We start from the raw sequence: 16486 nt of genomic DNA, 5'->3' as shown, positions 1-16486 counted from the left end.
CGGGCCGGGGCGACGGCGGCGCCCTACCCGCGCGAGATGATGTCGCGGATGCGCAGGCCCAGGGTCTCAACCACGAAGGGCTTGGTCAGCACTGCCATGCCGGGCTCGAGCTGGCCGTTGCCCACCGCCGCGTTCTCGGCGTAGCCGGTGATGAACAGCACCTTGAGATCCGGGCGGGAGAGGCGCGCGGCATCGGCCATCTGGCGGCCGTTCATGCCCCCGGGGAGCCCGACATCGGAGATGAGCAGGTCGATGCGCACGTCCGATTGCAGCACCTTGAGGCCCGATGCGCTGTCGGCGGCCTCGATCGCGGTGTAGCCGAGTTCCTCCAGCACCTCGGTCACCAGCATCCGCACCGTCGGCTCGTCGTCGACGACGAGCACCGTCTCGCCCCGCTCGGCCCGGGGCGCATCCACCAGCGGGCCGAGGGAGTCGGGCGCCTCGGCCTCGCCGTGATAGCGCGGCAGGTAGAGGCAGACCGTCGTGCCCTCGCCGAACTCGGAATAGATCCGCACCTGTCCGCCGGTCTGCTTGGCGAAGCCGTAGATCATCGACAGCCCCAGCCCCGTGCCCTGGCCGGTGGGTTTGGTGGTGAAGAACGGGTCGAACGCCTTGGCACGCACGTCCGGGCTCATGCCGGTGCCGGTATCGGTCACGCAGAGCGCCAGGTAGGGGCCGGGCATCACCTCGTGCCGGCGCGCGGCGTGCGCATCGAGCCATTTGTTGGCGGTCTCGATGGTGATGCGCCCGCCCTCCGGCATGGCGTCGCGGGCGTTGATGCACAGGTTCAGCAGCGCGTTCTCGAGCTGCGGCGGATCGACGAGAGACGGCCAGAGCCCGGCCGCGCCCACGACTTCGATGGTGATGGTGGGGCCGACCGTGCGGCGGATCAGATCCTCCATGCCGGTCACCAGCCGGTTCACGTCGGTCGGCCTCGGATCCAGCGTCTGGCGGCGGGAGAAGGCGAGCAGGCGGTGGGTGAGCGCCGCCGCCCGCTTGGCCGCCCCCTGCGCGGCGCTCATGTAGCGGTCGACATCCTTGAGCCGGCCCTGGGCAATGCGGGTCTGCATCAGCTCCAGGCTGCCCGAGATGCCGGCGAGCAGGTTGTTGAAGTCGTGGGCGAGGCCGCCGGTGAGCTGGCCCACCGCCTCCATCTTCTGCGACTGGCGCAGGGCCTCCTCGGCCTCGGCCAGCGCCTTCGCCTGCTCCTTGATCGCGGTCACGTCGCGCACGGAGGCGTAGATGAGGCCCTGGCGCGGCACGGTGTTCCAGGAGAACCAGCGATAGCTGCCGTCGCGGGCGCGGTAGCGGTTCTCGAAGCCGAGCTGCATCTCGCCGCGGGCGAGGCCGGCGGCGGCGGCGCGGGTCCGGTCCTGATCCTCGGGGTGGACGAAGTCGAGGAAGGGACGCGCCGTCAACTCGGCCTCGCTCCAGCCCAGCGTCGCGCTCCAGGCCGGGTTGAGGCTGACGAAACGGCCCTCGGAATCGGCCACCGCCAGAAGGTCGCTGGAGGCCTGCCAGATCTGGTCGCGCTCGGCGGTGCGCGCCGCGACCTGCTCCTCCAGGGTTTCGTTGAGCCGGCGCAAGAGCACGATGGCCCGGTCGCGCTCCTCCGCCACGGCGCGGCGCTCCTCCACGTCGATCAGGACGCCGGGGAAGCTCAGCGGCGTGCCGTCGGGCGCGTGATCGACCCGGCCGTTGGCCTCGATCCAGTAATAGCGCCCGTCCGCGCGCCGCACCCGGTACTGGTGAGCGTAGGCGCCGCCGCGGGCGATGGCGGCATGGATTGCCTCGGCCAGCCCGGCCTTGTCGTCGGGATGGACCGTCTCGACGACCTGGGTGAGACTCAGGCCCTCGCGCCCGTGCGCCGGATCGAGGCCGAAGGCGCGGGCGAAGGCCTCGTCCACCGTGAAGCGGTCGGTGGGCAGATCCCAGAGCCAGGTGCCGACGATGGCGCCGGCCGAGAGCGCGAGCTGAACCCGCTCGGCATTGACGCGGGCGAGCGCCTCGCTCTCCCGCAGCCGCCGCTCGACCGCGATCCGTTCGGTCACGTCGAGTTCGGCGACCACGCCGCCGATGATCCTCCCCGCGCCGTCGCGGATGGGCGCGGCGTTGTTGAGGAACAGCCGGCGCCCGGCCCCGTCGAAACGCTCGATCTCCACGAGTTCGCCGCGCACGATCTCGCCGTTGAGGAGGGCGCGGGCCATGCCCCATTCCTCGGCGCGCAGGCGCTCGCCGGTCTCGGGCCAGTAGCCGACCCAGTCGCCGTAGCCCGACCAACTCGCGGTTTCCGGCGGAATGCCCCAGATCTCGCGGTTGGCGGGATTGTCGCGCACGATCCGCCCCTCGGCGTCGGCGATGATGACGCCGACCGGAAGCCCCTCCAGCGTCGCCGACAGGAGCGATTCGCTGCGGCGCAGGGCGGCCTCGCTGTCCCGCTGCGAGGCTTCCGTGCGGACGCGCTTCGTCGTCTCGTTGGTGAAGATGAACAGGCCGGCGATGCGGCCCGCGCCGTCGAGCACCCGCGAGTAGGAGAAGCTCCACCACGTCTCGGCCTCGCCCCGGTCGGTGGCGAGCTTCCACGGCAGATCCTCGAAGCGGCGGCTCCGCCCGGCGAAGGCGTCGTCGATGATCGGCTTGGCCTGGTCCCAGCCATCGGCCCAGACCCGGTCGAAGCGCTCGCCCATGGCCCAGGACAGGCGGGGGCCGAGCAGCGGGAAGTAGGTGTCGTTGAAGAAGAAGTGCAGATCCGGCCCCCAGGCCAGGATCATGCTCTCGGGCGAGTTCAGGATGAGACTCAACGCCGTGCGCAGCGACTCGGGCCAGGTCTGCGGGGGGCCGAGCGGGTGGTCCGACCAGTCGCGCTCGGCGATCATGCGGGCGGCCTCGCCGCCCCCGGCCAGGAACGGGAGGGATTGGGTCATCGAGCCGGGATTGCACAGGTCGCGCCCGGCCACCAGGGCTCAGGGCTGTTCCGGACCGGGCGCGGGCACGTCCGGCCGGGAGACGCCGCCCCGGAGCCGTTCGGCCAGTCACGGCTCTAGTCCGGAAGCCGCTCCTCGCCCGGCGACGGCGTTTCGCGCCTCGGCGGGTAGCCGAACATGGCCTTGTAGGCCCGGCTGAAGGCGGATTCGGACTCGTAGCCGACACGCAGCGCGATCTCGCCGATACGCGCGTCGCCGGCGGCGAGCATGGCCCGGGCGAGGTTGAGCCGCCACTCGTTCTGATAGCGCAGGGGCGAGCGGCCGACGAGCGCGGCGAAGCGTTCACAGAAGCTCGAGCGCGACATGCCGGCCGCCTCCGCCAGGGCGTCGACGCTCCATCGCTGCAGCGGCCTCTCGTGCACGAGCTTCAGCGCCCTGGCGATGCGGGCGTCGGACAGGCCGCCCAGCCATCCGGTGGTGTGCCCGCGCTGGACCCATGTTCGGAGGGTGCGGATGACGATCACGTCGATGATCCGCGAGATCATCAGGGCCGCGCCGGGCGCGTCGTCGGTCACCTCGACCATCAGGAAGGGCACGATGCCCTCCAGCCAGCCCGCGCCCTCCGCGCGCCCGATGTGGATGCGCTCGGGCAGGGCCGCGATCATACCGCGAAGGCTGTGAGGATCGAACCAGAACCGGCACACGATCACCGACGCCCGCGCCCGAGACGCCACCAGCCGCGCCCCGCCGAGCCCGCGGGGAAGCAGCAGGAGGTCGCCCCCGTCGATCACGACCGGCGCCTCGCCGGCGTCCTCGATGTGAAGCGCGCCGTCGGCGAGCACCAGGACATGAGCCGCTCCGGCCTCCAGATCCAAATGCTCCGACGGCGCCACGTCACGCGACCGAACATGGTCCCCGGTCAGCCGGATCTGCGCCAGCACGTGCGAGAGGAGATCGCCGGAGACGCCGCCGCGCGGTCCGCCATCCGGAAGATCGGTCAAGTTTTCCAGCGATCCGGCCATGGGTGTCGTCGGTCCCCGGCTGTACACGATGCCCCCTGACGCAGCGCGTAACGCCCTGGATCAACACCTCTTTCTCACAGGTCGGCAAGCTTGCCGGCCGGTCTCCCCCGTGGCTGCCCACTAGCCCGCGCCGCTCATGGCACGCCCGTGAAGGAAAATCCGATGCCAATCGTCCAACAACCCGACCGTGACGCTCCGCGCTGGCTGAGTTCCTATTACTTCCTCCGCGCCGGCGTCTCCGTCGGCTGGGTCGCGGCGGCCCTCACCATCGGCCGGGCCGCGCCACCCGCCGCGGCGGTGCTTCTGGTCGCCTATCCCGCCTGGGACGCCGCCGCCAATCTCCTCGACGCGCGGCGCAGCGGCGGCTTGGCCGCCAATCCCAGCCAGTCCCTCAACGCGGCGGTCAGCGGCGCCGTCGCCGTCGCGGTCGCGGTCGCCCTCGGCTGGAGCCTGCACGCGGTTCTGGCGGTCTTCGGCGTCTGGGCGATCCTCTCGGGCCTGCTGCAGCTCGTCACCGGCCTCCGCCGCTGGAAGGCGGGTGCCCAATGGGCGATGGTGCTGAGCGGGGCCCAGTCGACGCTCGCGGGCGGCTTCTTCGTCACGCTGGCCGCGGGCGCCGCGGCCCCCGGCATCGCGGATCTTGCGCCCTATGCCGCGTTCGGTGCCTTCTACTTCCTCGTCTCGGCCGTGTGGCTGAGGGTGGCGATGATCAGAAACGCATCGGCCGAACACCTCGCATGACGCCCGTGGATCCGGGCCGGTGCGACCGCAATCGTCGGAGCGCCGCGGACAGGCCGTCGCGCGCCTCCCCTGTCGGCGGGCGCCGGCGGGGGGAGCGGCCGGAATTTTTCCACGGGGCCGGAATCCCGTCGGAAGGGACGCGCAAGGATATCGATCCCGAGAGGAGCAGCAGGCATGTTGACCCGCCGAACCCTGAACCGATCGCTTGCGGCCGTCACCGCGGCGGCGCTGCTGCCCGGATCGAGCCGAGCCGAGGACGTGCCGCGTGCGCGCAATGTCGTGCTCGTGCACGGCCTCTTCGCCGACGGGTCGTGCTGGTCGGAGGTGATCCCACGGCTGCAGGCGGCGGGCCTCACCGTCACCTCGGTGCAGAATCCGCTGACCAGCTTCGATGAGGCGGTCGCCTCCGCGCAGCGCGTCCTGGCCCGGCAGGAGGGGCCGACCGTCCTTGTCGGGCATTCCTTCTCCGGGATGATCGTCACCGAGGCCGGCGCCGATCCGAAGGTCACAGCCGTGGTCTACGTCGCGGCGCGGGCCCCCGATGCCGGCGAGGATTACACGGCGCTGGCCAAGACCTATCCGACGCCGCCGGCCTCGGCCGGTATCGTCTTCGACGGCGACGAGGGGCGCCTCACCGAAGCCGCCTTCCTCAGGGATTTCGCCGGCGACCTGCCCCCGGAGCGGGCGAAGGTTCTGTTCGCCGTCCAGCAGCCGTTTCGCAAAGGGCTGCTCACGGCCCGGACAACACAGGCCGCATGGCGCTCGAAGCCGAGCTTCTACGCCGTGTCGACGGAGGACCGGACGATCAATCCCGACCTTCAACGCTTCATGGCCGGCCGGATGAAGGCGCGGACGATCGAGCTGGCCGCGAGCCATCTGGCGCTGATCTCGCAACCCCAGGCGATCGCAGACCTCATCCTCGAAGCCGCGGGACAGCCGCAACGGCGCCCCTGAGGAGCGTGACCGGAAGGGTGTGAACGCCTGCCGGGCCGGCGGCTCCCCCGGGCGCCGTATCCGACCTGGCTGCATCGGGTCGGCGTCTCCTGGACCTTGTCGCGACGCGCATCCCGCCGACGAACCGGTCTCCCGTCCGTCGGCACGCGCTCTAGGCCGCGCGTCCGCGCCGCCCCTCGACCAGCCACATCGCCAGCAGCGCCGCCGCGAGGGCGGCCAGCGCCCACAGGCCGATGCCGAGGGGATAGACCTCGACGCCGCGCACGGTGGCGCTGTCGCTCGGGCGGAAGCCGATCCAGTCGGCGCCCCCCAGGCGGCCGCCGCGGGTGATCTGGAGCCGGGGCACCTCGATGGTGCCGCCCGCCGCCGCCACCCGGCGCACGGTGCCGCCGGAGCCCTCGGCCACGCCCTTCAGCCGCTCGGTGTCGCTGAACACGTCGGCGAGTTCGCGCGGATTGGCCGGTCCGACGCTGACGAAGGCGACGAGGTTGCCTGAGCGGATGGTGTGGAGGCCGAGGCTCTGCGCCTCGAAGGTCGCCGTGAACAGGCCGGTCTCGGCCTTCGTCAGGTCGAACTGCCGCTCCCTGCCGGTCGGGCCGGTGATCGTGACGGGGCCCGTCTCGTCGGCCATGGTCTGGCGCTCGACGCGCACCTCGCGGCCCCGACCCGTCACCTGCGCCCGCAGCGCCTCCTCTTCGAGGGCCGGCTCCTTCATCAGCCAGTGGGCGAGGCGGCGCAGCAGGTCGAGATAGGGACCGCCCTGCCCGTAGCCGCGGGCCCAGAGCCAGGCCTGATCCGAGAGCATCAGGGCGACGCGGCCCTTGTCCTCGCGGGACAGGGCCAGGAGCGGCAGGCCGTTGGCGCCCGACAGGATCGGCTGCACCCCCGGCCGCGTCTGGGCCGAGATGATGCGAAGCCAGTCGCCCCAGGCCGGCGGGCTGGCCTCCGAGCCCGGCAGCGCCCGGGTCACGGGGTGGCGGTGGCCGGTCTCGGTGAGCGCGGCCTTGAACGGCTGCTCGACCACCTTGGCCGAGGGATCGCCGGGCAGGATCGAGGCGAGCCGGGTGCGGGCGAGGCTGGCGGGGCCGGCAAATTCCGGCCCGGCGGCGATGAGCAGCGCCCCGCCCTCGCGGACGTAGCGGACGATGTTGTCGAAATAGGCCTGCGGCAGCACGCTCTGGTTGGCGTAGCGATCGAAGATGATGAGGTCGAAATCCTTGATCTTCTGAACGAACAGCTCGCGGGTCGGGAAGGCGATCAGCGAGAGCTCGGAGATCGGGGTGCCGTCCTGCTTCTCCGGCGGCCGCAGGATCGTGAAGTGGACGAGATCCACACTCGCATCCGACTTCAGGAGGTTGCGCCAGGTGCGCTCGCCCTGGTGCGGCTCGCCGGAGACGAGCAGCACCCGGAGCTTCTCGCGGATGCCCTCGATCGGGAGAACCGCGCGGTTGTTGACCGTGGTGAGCTCGCCCGGCAGCGGCTCGACCTCGATCTCCACGACGTTGGGGCCGCCATGCTCGATATGGGTGGTGAGCGAGAACGGCACGCCGGTGGCGATACTCTGCCGGTCGATCTCCTCCCCGTCGCGGCGCACGGTGACGACCGCCGTGCCGGTGCCGCCGCGCTCCATCACCTCGCCGCGCAGGGTCACGTCCCGGCCGACGATACCGAAGCGGGGGGCCTCCAGCATCTTGATCTGGCGGTCGCGCTCGTCCGGCCGGCCGGTGACGAGGACGTGCAGGGGCGCCTTGAGTCCGAGGGCATCGAGGGAGGCGGGGATGTCGTGCACCACGCCGTCGGTCAGCATCACCACGCCGGCGATCCGCTCCGGCGGCACGTCGGCGAGCGCCTGGGTCAGGGCGGTGAACAGCTTGGTGCCGTCGTCGCCCTCGGCCCCCTGCGCGTCGCCGACCTCGATGAAGCGGGGCTCGATGTTGGCGAGCGCGCCGAAGCGGCGCTCCAGCTCGGCCTTGACCGCGTCGGTCATGGCCGGGCGCTCGCCCAGCGTCTGCGAGCCGGAGCGGTCGACGACGATGGCCGCCACGTCCTTCACCGGGTCGCGATCCTCGCGCACGAGCGAGGGGTTGGCGAGGGCGAGCACGACGAGGCCGAGCGCCACCGCCCGCAGCAGGGCCGTGCGGCCGCGGGCGAGCACCGCCACGACGGCGAGGATCGCGGCGAGCACGCCGAATCCGGCCAGGACCGGCCAGGGGACGAGGGGGGTGAAGCTGAGGCTCAGCATGGGGCGGGGCCTCCTTTATCGCGCGAGAATCCCCCCTCCCCTGCGCGGGAGGGGGTGGCCCCCGAAGGGGGGCGGGTGAGGGAAGCGCCGTTTCCGGATAGACCTGAGCTGCCCCCTCTCCCGCCCTGCATCCGCAAGGCACCCTCCCCCGCAGAAGGGTGAGGGATTTTGGGGTCGCGTGTCCTCGAAACGATCACTGTCCCAACCGCTCCAGCAGGGCGGGCACGTGGACCTGATCGGCCTTGTAGTTTCCGGTCAGGGTGTAGATCACGATGTTGATGCCGCCGCGGAACGCCATCTCGCGCTGCCGCTGGTCGCCGGTGACGGGGTAGAGCGGCTCGCCGTTGCGGCCCACCGCCCAGGCGGCGGCGAGATCGTTGCCGGTGATGATGATCGGCGTGACGCCGTCGCCGGCGCGCGCCGGGCGGCGCTCGCCGCCCTCTCCGGCCGGCGGGATCGTCTCGACCCAGGTCTGGCCGGTGCTGAGGCGGCCGGGGAAGGAATCGACGAGGTAGAACGCCTTGGTCAGGACGTGGTCCGGCGGCACCGGCTCGAGCTCCGGCACTTCGAGGGTCGCCAGCATCTTGCGCAGATAGGCCGTCTCCGGGGTCGGCGGACCGTTGGCGCGGGCGGTCTGGGCGTCCCGGGTGTCGAAGATCACCGTGCCGCCGTTCCGCATGAAGGCGTCGATCTTGCGGATCGCCGCCTCGCTCGGCTGCGGGCGTCCTGCGACGATCGGCCAGTAGATCAGGGGATAGAAGGCGAGTTCGTCCTTCTCGAGGTTCAGGCCTGCGGGCTCGCCGGGTTCCAGGGCGGTGCGGGCGGCCAGCATCTGGCTCAAGCCCGACAGGCCGGCCCGGCTCGCGGCATCGGTCGCGGCGTCGCCGGTGACGACGAAGGCGAGCCGGGTGGCCAGCGCCGATTCGATGCCGTTCGGCCGGTTGGCCGGCGGCTCCTGCGCCCGTGCCGGAGGCGGCGCGAACACGAGGGCGAGGCCGAGCAGCGCCGGCAGCAGAAGGGCGGCGGTGGCCGCCCGCCCGCGCGAGACGCGGCCGGCTCCGCGGAAGAAGCCGCCGAGCCAGAGGCCGGCCAGGGTGTCGAGGGCGAGCAGCGTGAGCGCGAGACTGAACAGCAGCGCGCGCAGGTCCAGCGTCTCGGCTCCGGCGAGCGAGCCCATCCGGGCGCCCTTCAGACCGGTCAGGTCGAGGGGTCTGAGCCGGTCGCCCGGCGCCAGTGCGTTGACGGCGATGCCGCCCTCCGCCGTACCGTAGAAGCCCGGCGGGTGCTCGGGGCCGGCGCGGTCGGCGAAATCGGCGGGCACGGCGGTGGCGCTGGCCGGCGGCGAGCCCAGCGCGCCAAAGCCGTCGAGGGTCAGGCGCGGGGCGAGCAGCGCGGCCTTCGCCTGTCCATTGGCCTGCCGGCCATCACCCTCGCCGAGCTTGGCGGACGGGCCGGCGAGGCCGACGACCCGGCGCAGCATGTCCACGAACAGGCCCGACAGCGGCAGGTTCGACCATGTGGTGTCGGCGGTGACATGGAACAGCACCACGAGGCCCTGCCCCCGCTTGCCCGCCGTGACGATCGGCGTGCCGTCCTGGAGCGCCGCCCAGGTCTTGCCGGGAAGGTCGCCGTCGGGCTCGGCCAGGATCTGGCGGCGCACACCGATATCGGCGGGCGGGTTCAGGCCGGCGAAGGGACTCTCGGGCGCGAAGGCCGCGAGGGTCTTGGGCCGGTCCCAGGAGAGGGTGCCGCCGAGCGAGCGCCCGCCCCGGCGCAGGCGCACCGGCACCAGTGGGTCGTTGCCGGCGGCGAGCCGGGGGCCGGCGAAGCGCAAGAGCAACCCGCCCTCCTCCACGAACGTCTCCACCCGCGCGAGCGTCCGGTCGTCGAGGGCGCCGACATCGGCCAGCGCCAGCACCGAGACCTGATTGTCGAGCATCTGGCCGATGGATTCGGCGGTGCCCTGGCCGGCGCGAGGCTGCTGCACGTCGGCGAAGGGCGAGAGCGCCTTGGCGAGATAGTAGGTCGGCGCGAGCAGCGGCTGGGCCTGATCGAGGGTGCCGCCGAAGACGAGGCCGACCCGGCGGCGCTTGCCGCGCTCGTCCATCAGCACCACGGCCCCGGCCGAATGCTCGCCCTCGATCTCCAGGCGGGCGATGGCGTTGCGCAGCTCCACCGGCAGGTCGAAGCTGACGCTGGCCTCGCGCGCCTCGGGCTGAAGCGTGAACCGGCTCTCGGCGAGCGGCAGGCCCTTCTGGTCGAGGGCCCGCACCAGCCCGGCATCGCGGCCGTTGGCTTCGGCCCGCAGAACCTGCGCCGAGAGTTTTTCGCCCGGCTGCACCGGCGAGCCTTCGAGGGCGAGGGCCGGGGAACGCTCGGCCTTGAGCACGGTGACCGCGCTGCCGTGGCGGCTCGCGAGATCGCCGAGAGACTTGGCGAAATCCGTCTCGCCGACGCCGCGCACGCCGTCGCTGATCCAGACGATCGAGGCAGCGGGCATCCGCTCGAGGAAGGTGCCGATCGAGGCCAGATGCGCGTCCCGGTCACCGAGATGCGGCCGCGGCTTGATCGCCCGCAGGCGCTCGAGCGCGGCGGCCGGCGGCCGGGCCTCGAAGGGCGCGGGCGCCTCGGCGCTCGCCACCAGAGCCACCGGGCGCCCGTCGCGGGCGGCGGCCTCGATCTCGTCGGTGGCCGCGCGCAGGCGGTCGCGCCAATCCTGGGCGGCGACGAAGCCGTTGTCGAGGATGAGGAGCAGGGGCTCCCGCCCCGCGGCGGCGCCGATGCCGCCGGGATTCCACACTGGTCCGGCCACCGCGAGGATCAGGCAGGCGGCGGCGAGGATGCGCAGGATCAGCAGCCAGGGCGGGGTGCGGGCCGGAGTCTCGCGCTTCGGCAGCAGGTCGGCGACCAGCGCCAGCGGCGGGAAGTGGATCCGGCGCGGACGCGGCGGCGTGACCCGCAGCAGCACCCACAGGGCCGGCAGCGCGACGAGCGCGGCGAGCGCGAGGGGAGCGGCGAAGGTGAGCGGAATCCCGAACAATGCGGTTCGCCTTTCAGCCGAGCCCGCGCGCGGCGGCGACGAGGGTGAGGACGCGCAGGGCGGCCTCGCTCGCCGGCCGGTCGGTGCGGTGGATCGTCAGCGTCCAGCCCCGCTGCCGCGCGATCTCGGAGAGGCCGTCGCGGTGGGCGGCGATGCGCGCGCGGTAGGCCTCGCCCCAGGCGCCGGCCTCGCCGATATCGAGGCTCAGGCCGCCTTCCGGATCGTGCAGCACGGCCTGGCCGGTGAAGGGGAAGGTCTCCTCCACCGGGTCGGCCACCAGCACGAGATGGCCGCGGTTGCCGTGGACGGAATTGGCCTGCACCGCCTCGCGCACCCGGTCGAGCGGCGTGAGAAAATCGCTCACCAGCACCACCTCGTCGAAGCGCCCGGGGCGGGCGGGCGGCGGCAGATCCTGCATGAGGCCGGCCCGGTCGTCGACCAACGCCTGGGCGAGGGTCTCGACGATGCCGCGCGAGGCGCTGGCGCGGGTGAGCCCGAGCAGGCCGACGCGCTCGCCGCCCTCGACGAAGGTGTCGGCGAGCGCCAGCCCCAGCACCAGCGCCCGCTCGACCTTCGAGGTCTGGGCCAGATCCGAGGCGAAACCCATCGAGGCGGAGCGGTCGATCCAGATCCAGATGTTGTGGGCGGCCTCCCACTCGCGCTCGCGCACGTAGAGCCGGTCGTCGCGGGCCGAGCGGCGCCAATCGATGCGGGCAGCCGCCTCACCAGTGACGAAGGGGCGGAACTGCCAGAAGCTCTCCCCCGGTCCGGCGCGGCGGCGCCCGTGCAGGCCGTGCGCCAGGGTGCCGGAGACGCGGCGCGATTCGAGCACGAGGCGCGGCATCACCTCGGCGAGCGCGAGCGCGCCGCCGGTCTGCGCGCCGCCGGGGCGGCGGCTCTCGGCCTCGACGAGCCGGGTGGAGGCCATCCGCGGCGAACTCAGAGCTTGGCGGCGAGCTGGCCGATCAGGCCGGCCACCGTCTCGCCGTCGGCGCGCGCGGCGAAGGTCACCGCCATGCGGTGCTTGAGCACCGGTTCGGCGAGCGCCTTCACGTCGGCGACGGAGGGCGCGACGCGGCCCTCGATCAGCGCGCGGGCGCGCACGGCCAGGGTCAGCGCCTGACTGGCGCGGGGGCCCGGCCCCCACAGCAGCTTTTTCGCGATCGCCGGATCGCCGCCTTCCGGCCTGGCCGAGCGGACGAGGTCGAGGATCGCGTCGACCACGGCGTCGCCGACCGGCAGGCGCCGCACGAGGCGCTGCGCCGTGAGCAGCTGCTCGGTGTTCATCACCGCCCGGGCCCGCGCATCCTCGACGCCGGTGGTCTCGATCAGGATGCGGCGCTCGGCGGCGCGGTCGGGATAGCCGACATCGATCTCAAGGAGGAAGCGGTCGAGCTGCGCCTCGGGCAGCGGATAGGTGCCCTCCTGCTCGATCGGGTTCTGCGTCGCCAGCACGTGGAAGGGGCGCGGCAGGTCGTGGCGCTCGCCCGCCACCGAGACGAAGTGCTCCTGCATCGCCTGGAGCAGGGCCGATTGCGTGCGCGGGCTGGCGCGGTTGATCTCGTCGGCCATCAGGAGCTGGGTGAAGACCGGTCCCCGCACGAAGCGGAAGGAGCGGCGGCGCTCGGCATCCTCGTCGAGGATCTCGGTGCCGAGAATGTCGGAGGGCATCAGGTCCGGCGTGAACTGCACCCGGCGGGCATCGAGGCCGAGCACGGTGCCGAGCGTCTCGACCAGCTTGGTCTTGGCCAGACCCGGCAGGCCGACGAGCAGGCCGTGGCCGCCGGCCAGGATCGTGACCAGCGCCAGATCGACGATCTTCTCCTGGCCGAAGATGACCCCGTGGATCGCCTCCCGCGCCTCGCGGATCGCGGCGAGACAGGTCTCGGCGGTGGCGACGATCCCGTCGTCGAGGCTCGTCGTGCTGGCCGGTCCGGCGCCCTGTGCCATGAAGTGAACCCTGCGATGACCGGGCGCGCAGGCCCGAAAGTGCTTGAGTCTGGCGCCGAACGCGGGCCGAAGGCAAGCGCGGCGCTGCCGCGCGGCAGTTCGGCGCTATATGGGCGATCCAGCGGCGGGGGTCAGGACGCCCGCGACATCGTGCAACGTGGTGCATCGCGGCGGGGTTCGGGAACTCTGCGGCCGTGGGAGGCGAGACCTGATGACGGACGAGGAGCGCGCGGCCTTTCCCGACGGCTGGGAGGCCTTCACCGACCCGGGCTTCATCGCCCATGTCGGGCCGGTCTATCACCGCACGGTCGCGGGCACGAAGGAGTTCGCCTTCCGCACCGACGAGCGGCACGGCAACTTCGTCGGCATCGTCCATGGCGGCATGCTGCTGACCTTCGCCGACCGGGCGCTCAGCATCGTCGTGCGCGACGCCTGCGACGGCGCGCGGGCGGTGACCATCGAGATGTCGAGCCAGTTCGTCGGCGCGGCGCAGATCGGCGACCTGATCGAGACCGTGCCGGAGATCGTGCGGAAGACCGCCTCCCTCGTCTTCGTGCGCGGCACGCTCACCAGCGGCGGCCGGCCGCTGGCGGCGGTGACGGGAATCTGGAAGGTTCTGAAAGACAGGCCCGGCGACAAGTCATGACCCAGCCCCCCTCCGACGATCCGGCTTTGGCCCGGCTCAGCGCCGCCCTCGGCGAGGTCGGCAAACGCGGTCTTCCGCCGGTGGAGCGCTGGCATCCGGAACATTGCGGCGAGATCGACATCCGCATCGCTGCCGACGGCACGTGGTTCCACAACGGCTCGGCGATCCGGCGGCCGAAGCTCGTCCGGCTCTTCGCCTCGATCCTGCGCAAGGAGCCCGACGGCTCGACCGTGCTCGTCACGCCGGCCGAGCGGGTGCGCATCCAGGTGGAGGACGCCCCGTTCGCCGCGGTGGAGATGGCGGTGGAGGGCCAGGGCGAGGCGCGCCGCATCGCCTTCCGCACCAACGTGGACGATCTCGTCCCGGCCGATGCCGAGCACCCTCTCCGCTTCATCGACGGGGCGGAGGGCCTGAAGCCCTATCTCCATGTCCGCCGCGACCTCTGGGCTCTGGTGAGCCGGAGCCTCACCTACGATCTCGTCGAGATGAGCGAGGAGCGCGAGATCGACGGCCAACGATGGTTCGGCCTCTGGGCCGGGGGCCATTTCCACCGCATCGCCCCCGCCGGCGAGGCCGCATGAGGCTGCCCGAGGCGGCAGCGAGATCCCCGGCGGATGGGCCGGCGGAGGCGTTCACGCTCGACGCGTTCCTCGCGCGGGCGGAAAACCGCCTGAGCCACGTGGCGCCGGGGCCGGGCGTTCCGCTGTCGAACCCGCGCGGCGACCACGACCTCCAGCCGGAGGGCTTCGCCGTCGCCCCGGCCACGCCGCACCGGCCCGCCGCCGTGCTGGTGCCGGTGATCGACCGCCCCGAGGGCGTGACGCTGCTGTTCACCCAGCGGGCTGCGCATCTGCGCGACCATTCCGGACAGGTCGCCTTCCCCGGCGGCAAGGTCGATCCCGAGGACACCTCGCCGGTCGACACGGCGCTCCGCGAGGCGCGGGAGGAGATCAGCCTGGAAAGCGGGGCGGTGCGTCCGCTCGGTTATCTCGACCCCTATCTCTCAGGCACCGGCTTCCTCGTGGTGCCGGTGGTCGGCGTCGTGGCGCGCGAGGCGGCCCTGCGCCCGAACCCGGCGGAGGTGGCGGCGGTCTTCGAGGTGCCGCTCGCCTTCCTGATGGACCCGGCGCGGCATCTCGTCCGTTCGGCGGAATGGAGGGGCCGGACGCGCTATTTCTACGCCATCCCCTTCGCGGAGCACCTGATCTGGGGTGTCACGGCGGGGATCGTGCATAACCTCTACGAACGTCTTTATCCCTGAACGTCTCGACGCCTGAACGCCTTCACGCCCGACGGGCGCCTCGCGGCCCCTCGCAGATCGCAGCATCGATGCTCCGCCTCGTCCTCCAGGAAATCCTCCTGTTCTCCCTGCCCTTCCTGGCCTTCGCAGCCTGGCTGCTGTTCGCCCGGCGCTCGCCGCTCGACCACGCCGAGTGGAAGCCGCAATGGACGCGTCTGGTGCTGGCCGGGCTGTTCATCGTCATCGCCTCCCTGGTCATGACCGGGCTGACCGGGCAGCGCACCAAGGACGGCTACGAGCCGCCGCGCTACGAGAACGGGCGGCTGGTGCCGGGCCATTTCCGATGAGCGCCGACCCGGCGCCCTCGCCGCTTCCCCCGCCGCTGACCGCGGACGGCCCCGCCCGGCTCCTGGCACGGGAGGGCGTGCAGGCCTGCCTCGCGGCGCTCGACGCGCCGGGCGAGGAGACGCGCCTCGTCGGCGGCTGCGTGCGCGACGCGCTGCTCGGCGCGACTGTCAGCGACATCGATCTCGCCACCACGCATCCGCCGGAGGCGGTGATCGAGCGCGCCCGCGCCGCCGGGATCAAGGCGGTGCCGACGGGGATCGAGCACGGCACGGTCACCCTCGTCGTGGCGGGCGAGCCGCACGAGGTGACGACCCTGCGCGAGGATGTGGAGACGGACGGGCGCCACGCGGTGGTGCGCTTCGGCCGCGATTTTGCGCGCGATGCCGAGCGGCGCGACTTCACCATCAACGCCCTGTCGCTCGGCGCACGGGGGCGCCTGCACGACACGACGGGGGGCGTCGCCGACCTCGCCGCCGGCCGGGTGCGCTTCATCGGCGACGCCGCGACCCGCCTGCGCGAGGACGCCCTGCGGCTGCTGCGCTTCTTCCGCTTCCATGCCCGCTACGGACGCGGCGCCCCGGATGCCGACGGCCTCGCCGCCGCGATCGCGGCGCGCGACAGCCTCGACCGGCTCTCGCGGGAGCGGGTGCGCGCCGAGTTCCTGAAGCTGCTGCTCGCCCCCCGCGCCGTGGAGGCGGTGGCCACCTTGAGCGAGACCGGCCTGCTCCTGCGCATCCTCGGCGGCGTCGGCGAACTCGGCCGGCTCGCCCGCTGCGCGGCGGATCCGCCCCGCCTCGACGCCATCGCCCGTTTCGCGGCGCTCGCCGTGCGCACGAGCGAGGATGCGGACCGGCTGCAGGCAAGCCTGCGCCTCTCGCGGGCCGAGCACGCGCGCCTCGCCGATTACGCCGCAACTCTGGCCGTCCTGCACGACCGGCCGGTGATCGAGGCGGAAGCGGTGCCCGCCCTCGTCGCGACCCACGGTGCCGGACCGCTACGCGAACTCCTGATCGCGCTCGCCGGCGAGCCGCGCCCCCGCGTCACGCCGGCGGCCCACGCGGCGCTCGACCGGATGGCGGAAGCGGGCACCCGGCCGACCTTCCCCGTGGCCGGTGCCGATCTCGTGGCGCGCGGCGTCCCGCCGGGCCGGGCGGTCGGCCTGGGCCTCAAGGCCGCCCGGGAACTCTGGCTCGCCAGCGGCTGCCCGGACGATGCAGAGGCCCGGGAACGGCTGATCGCGCGGGCGCTGGAGGTGGCGGAGGCGCCGTGAGCGGGGGCGGCCGTGAGGCCCTCAACCCGAAACGGGACAAGAGGGCTCCGGTGCCGACGTCCGCGAATGCGCGGGTCTTCCACGAAAACAAAAAGGCGCCGGTTTCCCG

13 protein-coding genes are annotated in these 16486 nt (G+C 72.7%); 7 read left to right on the top strand and 6 right to left on the bottom strand.

Annotation, left to right across the window (positions count from 1 at the left end; all coding sequences use genetic code 11):
* Positions 1-23 precede the first annotated feature (23 nt).
* Positions 24-2924, bottom strand: coding sequence for a PAS domain-containing hybrid sensor histidine kinase/response regulator (locus HNR01_RS10920; protein WP_183667739.1), 2901 nt, complete (start codon positions 2922-2924; stop codon positions 24-26).
* 116 nt (positions 2925-3040) lie between these two features.
* Positions 3041-3946: an AraC family transcriptional regulator gene (locus HNR01_RS10915; RefSeq protein WP_183667738.1), complete on the bottom strand. Its 906-nt coding sequence runs from the start codon at positions 3944-3946 to the stop codon at positions 3041-3043.
* A 162-nt stretch (positions 3947-4108) separates the two neighbouring features.
* Between HNR01_RS10915 and HNR01_RS10910 the strand changes: the two genes are divergently transcribed.
* Positions 4109-4687 (top strand): DUF308 domain-containing protein, encoded by a 579-nt coding sequence (locus HNR01_RS10910; protein WP_183667737.1) that lies wholly within the window; start codon positions 4109-4111, stop codon positions 4685-4687.
* 174 nt (positions 4688-4861) lie between these two features.
* The gene (locus tag HNR01_RS10905; protein ID WP_183667736.1) at positions 4862-5641 is read left to right on the top strand and encodes an alpha/beta fold hydrolase; all 780 of its coding nucleotides are present in this window, start codon (positions 4862-4864) and stop codon (positions 5639-5641) included.
* Between the two features lie 151 nt (positions 5642-5792).
* Here the strand turns inward: HNR01_RS10905 and HNR01_RS10900 are convergent, their stop codons facing one another.
* The 4 genes from HNR01_RS10900 to HNR01_RS10885 all read right to left on the bottom strand — a co-directional run bounded on the left by HNR01_RS10900 (position 5793) and on the right by HNR01_RS10885 (position 12873).
* The gene (locus HNR01_RS10900; protein ID WP_183667735.1) at positions 5793-7883 is read right to left on the bottom strand and encodes a hypothetical protein; all 2091 of its coding nucleotides are present in this window, start codon (positions 7881-7883) and stop codon (positions 5793-5795) included.
* A gap of 193 nt (positions 7884-8076) precedes the next feature.
* Positions 8077-10923: a DUF4159 domain-containing protein gene (locus HNR01_RS10895; protein WP_183667734.1), complete on the bottom strand. Its 2847-nt coding sequence runs from the start codon at positions 10921-10923 to the stop codon at positions 8077-8079.
* 13 nt (positions 10924-10936) lie between these two features.
* A complete protein-coding gene (locus tag HNR01_RS10890; protein ID WP_017484859.1) occupies positions 10937-11851 on the bottom strand; it encodes a DUF58 domain-containing protein in 915 nt (304 codons plus the stop codon).
* 11 nt (positions 11852-11862) lie between these two features.
* Positions 11863-12873, bottom strand: a complete 1011-nt coding sequence (locus HNR01_RS10885; RefSeq protein WP_017484860.1) for an AAA family ATPase — start codon at positions 12871-12873, stop codon at positions 11863-11865.
* A 211-nt stretch (positions 12874-13084) separates the two neighbouring features.
* Between HNR01_RS10885 and HNR01_RS10880 the strand changes: the two genes are divergently transcribed.
* The 5 genes from HNR01_RS10880 (at position 13085) to HNR01_RS10860 (ending at position 16377) form a co-directional block, all read left to right on the top strand.
* The gene (locus tag HNR01_RS10880; protein ID WP_017484861.1) at positions 13085-13519 is read left to right on the top strand and encodes a PaaI family thioesterase; all 435 of its coding nucleotides are present in this window, start codon (positions 13085-13087) and stop codon (positions 13517-13519) included.
* The gene (locus HNR01_RS10875; RefSeq protein ID WP_183667733.1) at positions 13516-14100 is read left to right on the top strand and encodes a DUF1285 domain-containing protein; all 585 of its coding nucleotides are present in this window, start codon (positions 13516-13518) and stop codon (positions 14098-14100) included. Before HNR01_RS10880 ends, HNR01_RS10875 begins: the two co-directional genes overlap by 4 nt.
* Positions 14097-14780, top strand: coding sequence for a CoA pyrophosphatase (locus HNR01_RS10870; RefSeq protein ID WP_183667732.1), 684 nt, complete (start codon positions 14097-14099; stop codon positions 14778-14780). Before HNR01_RS10875 ends, HNR01_RS10870 begins: the two co-directional genes overlap by 4 nt.
* Positions 14781-14848: 68 nt before the next feature.
* Positions 14849-15106: a DUF6111 family protein gene (locus HNR01_RS10865; protein ID WP_017484864.1), complete on the top strand. Its 258-nt coding sequence runs from the start codon at positions 14849-14851 to the stop codon at positions 15104-15106.
* Positions 15103-16377: a CCA tRNA nucleotidyltransferase gene (locus HNR01_RS10860; RefSeq protein ID WP_183667731.1), complete on the top strand. Its 1275-nt coding sequence runs from the start codon at positions 15103-15105 to the stop codon at positions 16375-16377. Before HNR01_RS10865 ends, HNR01_RS10860 begins: the two co-directional genes overlap by 4 nt.
* Positions 16378-16486: the final 109 nt, after the last annotated feature.

The organism is Methylorubrum rhodesianum, from assembly GCF_014199985.1.
In the GTDB taxonomy this organism is placed as follows: Bacteria; Pseudomonadota; Alphaproteobacteria; order Rhizobiales; family Beijerinckiaceae; genus Methylobacterium; species Methylobacterium rhodesianum.
This window is presented reverse-complemented; position numbering and strand designations above follow the sequence as displayed.

What these genes read in the sequence shown, in the direction of transcription:
- HNR01_RS10920 (WP_183667739.1), bottom strand. Translation starts at nt 2,924, where the DNA reads ATGACCCAATCCCTCCCGTTCCTGGCCGGGGGCGGCGAGGCCGCCCGC.
- HNR01_RS10915 (WP_183667738.1), bottom strand. Translation starts at nt 3,946, where the DNA reads ATGGCCGGATCGCTGGAAAACTTGACCGATCTTCCGGATGGCGGACCG.
- HNR01_RS10910 (WP_183667737.1), top strand. Translation starts at nt 4,109, where the DNA reads ATGCCAATCGTCCAACAACCCGACCGTGACGCTCCGCGCTGGCTGAGT.
- HNR01_RS10905 (WP_183667736.1), top strand. Translation starts at nt 4,862, where the DNA reads ATGTTGACCCGCCGAACCCTGAACCGATCGCTTGCGGCCGTCACCGCG.
- HNR01_RS10900 (WP_183667735.1), bottom strand. Translation starts at nt 7,883, where the DNA reads ATGCTGAGCCTCAGCTTCACCCCCCTCGTCCCCTGGCCGGTCCTGGCC.
- HNR01_RS10890 (WP_017484859.1), bottom strand. Translation starts at nt 11,851, where the DNA reads ATGGCCTCCACCCGGCTCGTCGAGGCCGAGAGCCGCCGCCCCGGCGGC.
- HNR01_RS10885 (WP_017484860.1), bottom strand. Translation starts at nt 12,873, where the DNA reads ATGGCACAGGGCGCCGGACCGGCCAGCACGACGAGCCTCGACGACGGG.
- HNR01_RS10880 (WP_017484861.1), top strand. Translation starts at nt 13,085, where the DNA reads ATGACGGACGAGGAGCGCGCGGCCTTTCCCGACGGCTGGGAGGCCTTC.
- HNR01_RS10875 (WP_183667733.1), top strand. Translation starts at nt 13,516, where the DNA reads ATGACCCAGCCCCCCTCCGACGATCCGGCTTTGGCCCGGCTCAGCGCC.
- HNR01_RS10870 (WP_183667732.1), top strand. Translation starts at nt 14,097, where the DNA reads ATGAGGCTGCCCGAGGCGGCAGCGAGATCCCCGGCGGATGGGCCGGCG.
- HNR01_RS10865 (WP_017484864.1), top strand. Translation starts at nt 14,849, where the DNA reads ATGCTCCGCCTCGTCCTCCAGGAAATCCTCCTGTTCTCCCTGCCCTTC.
- HNR01_RS10860 (WP_183667731.1), top strand. Translation starts at nt 15,103, where the DNA reads ATGAGCGCCGACCCGGCGCCCTCGCCGCTTCCCCCGCCGCTGACCGCG.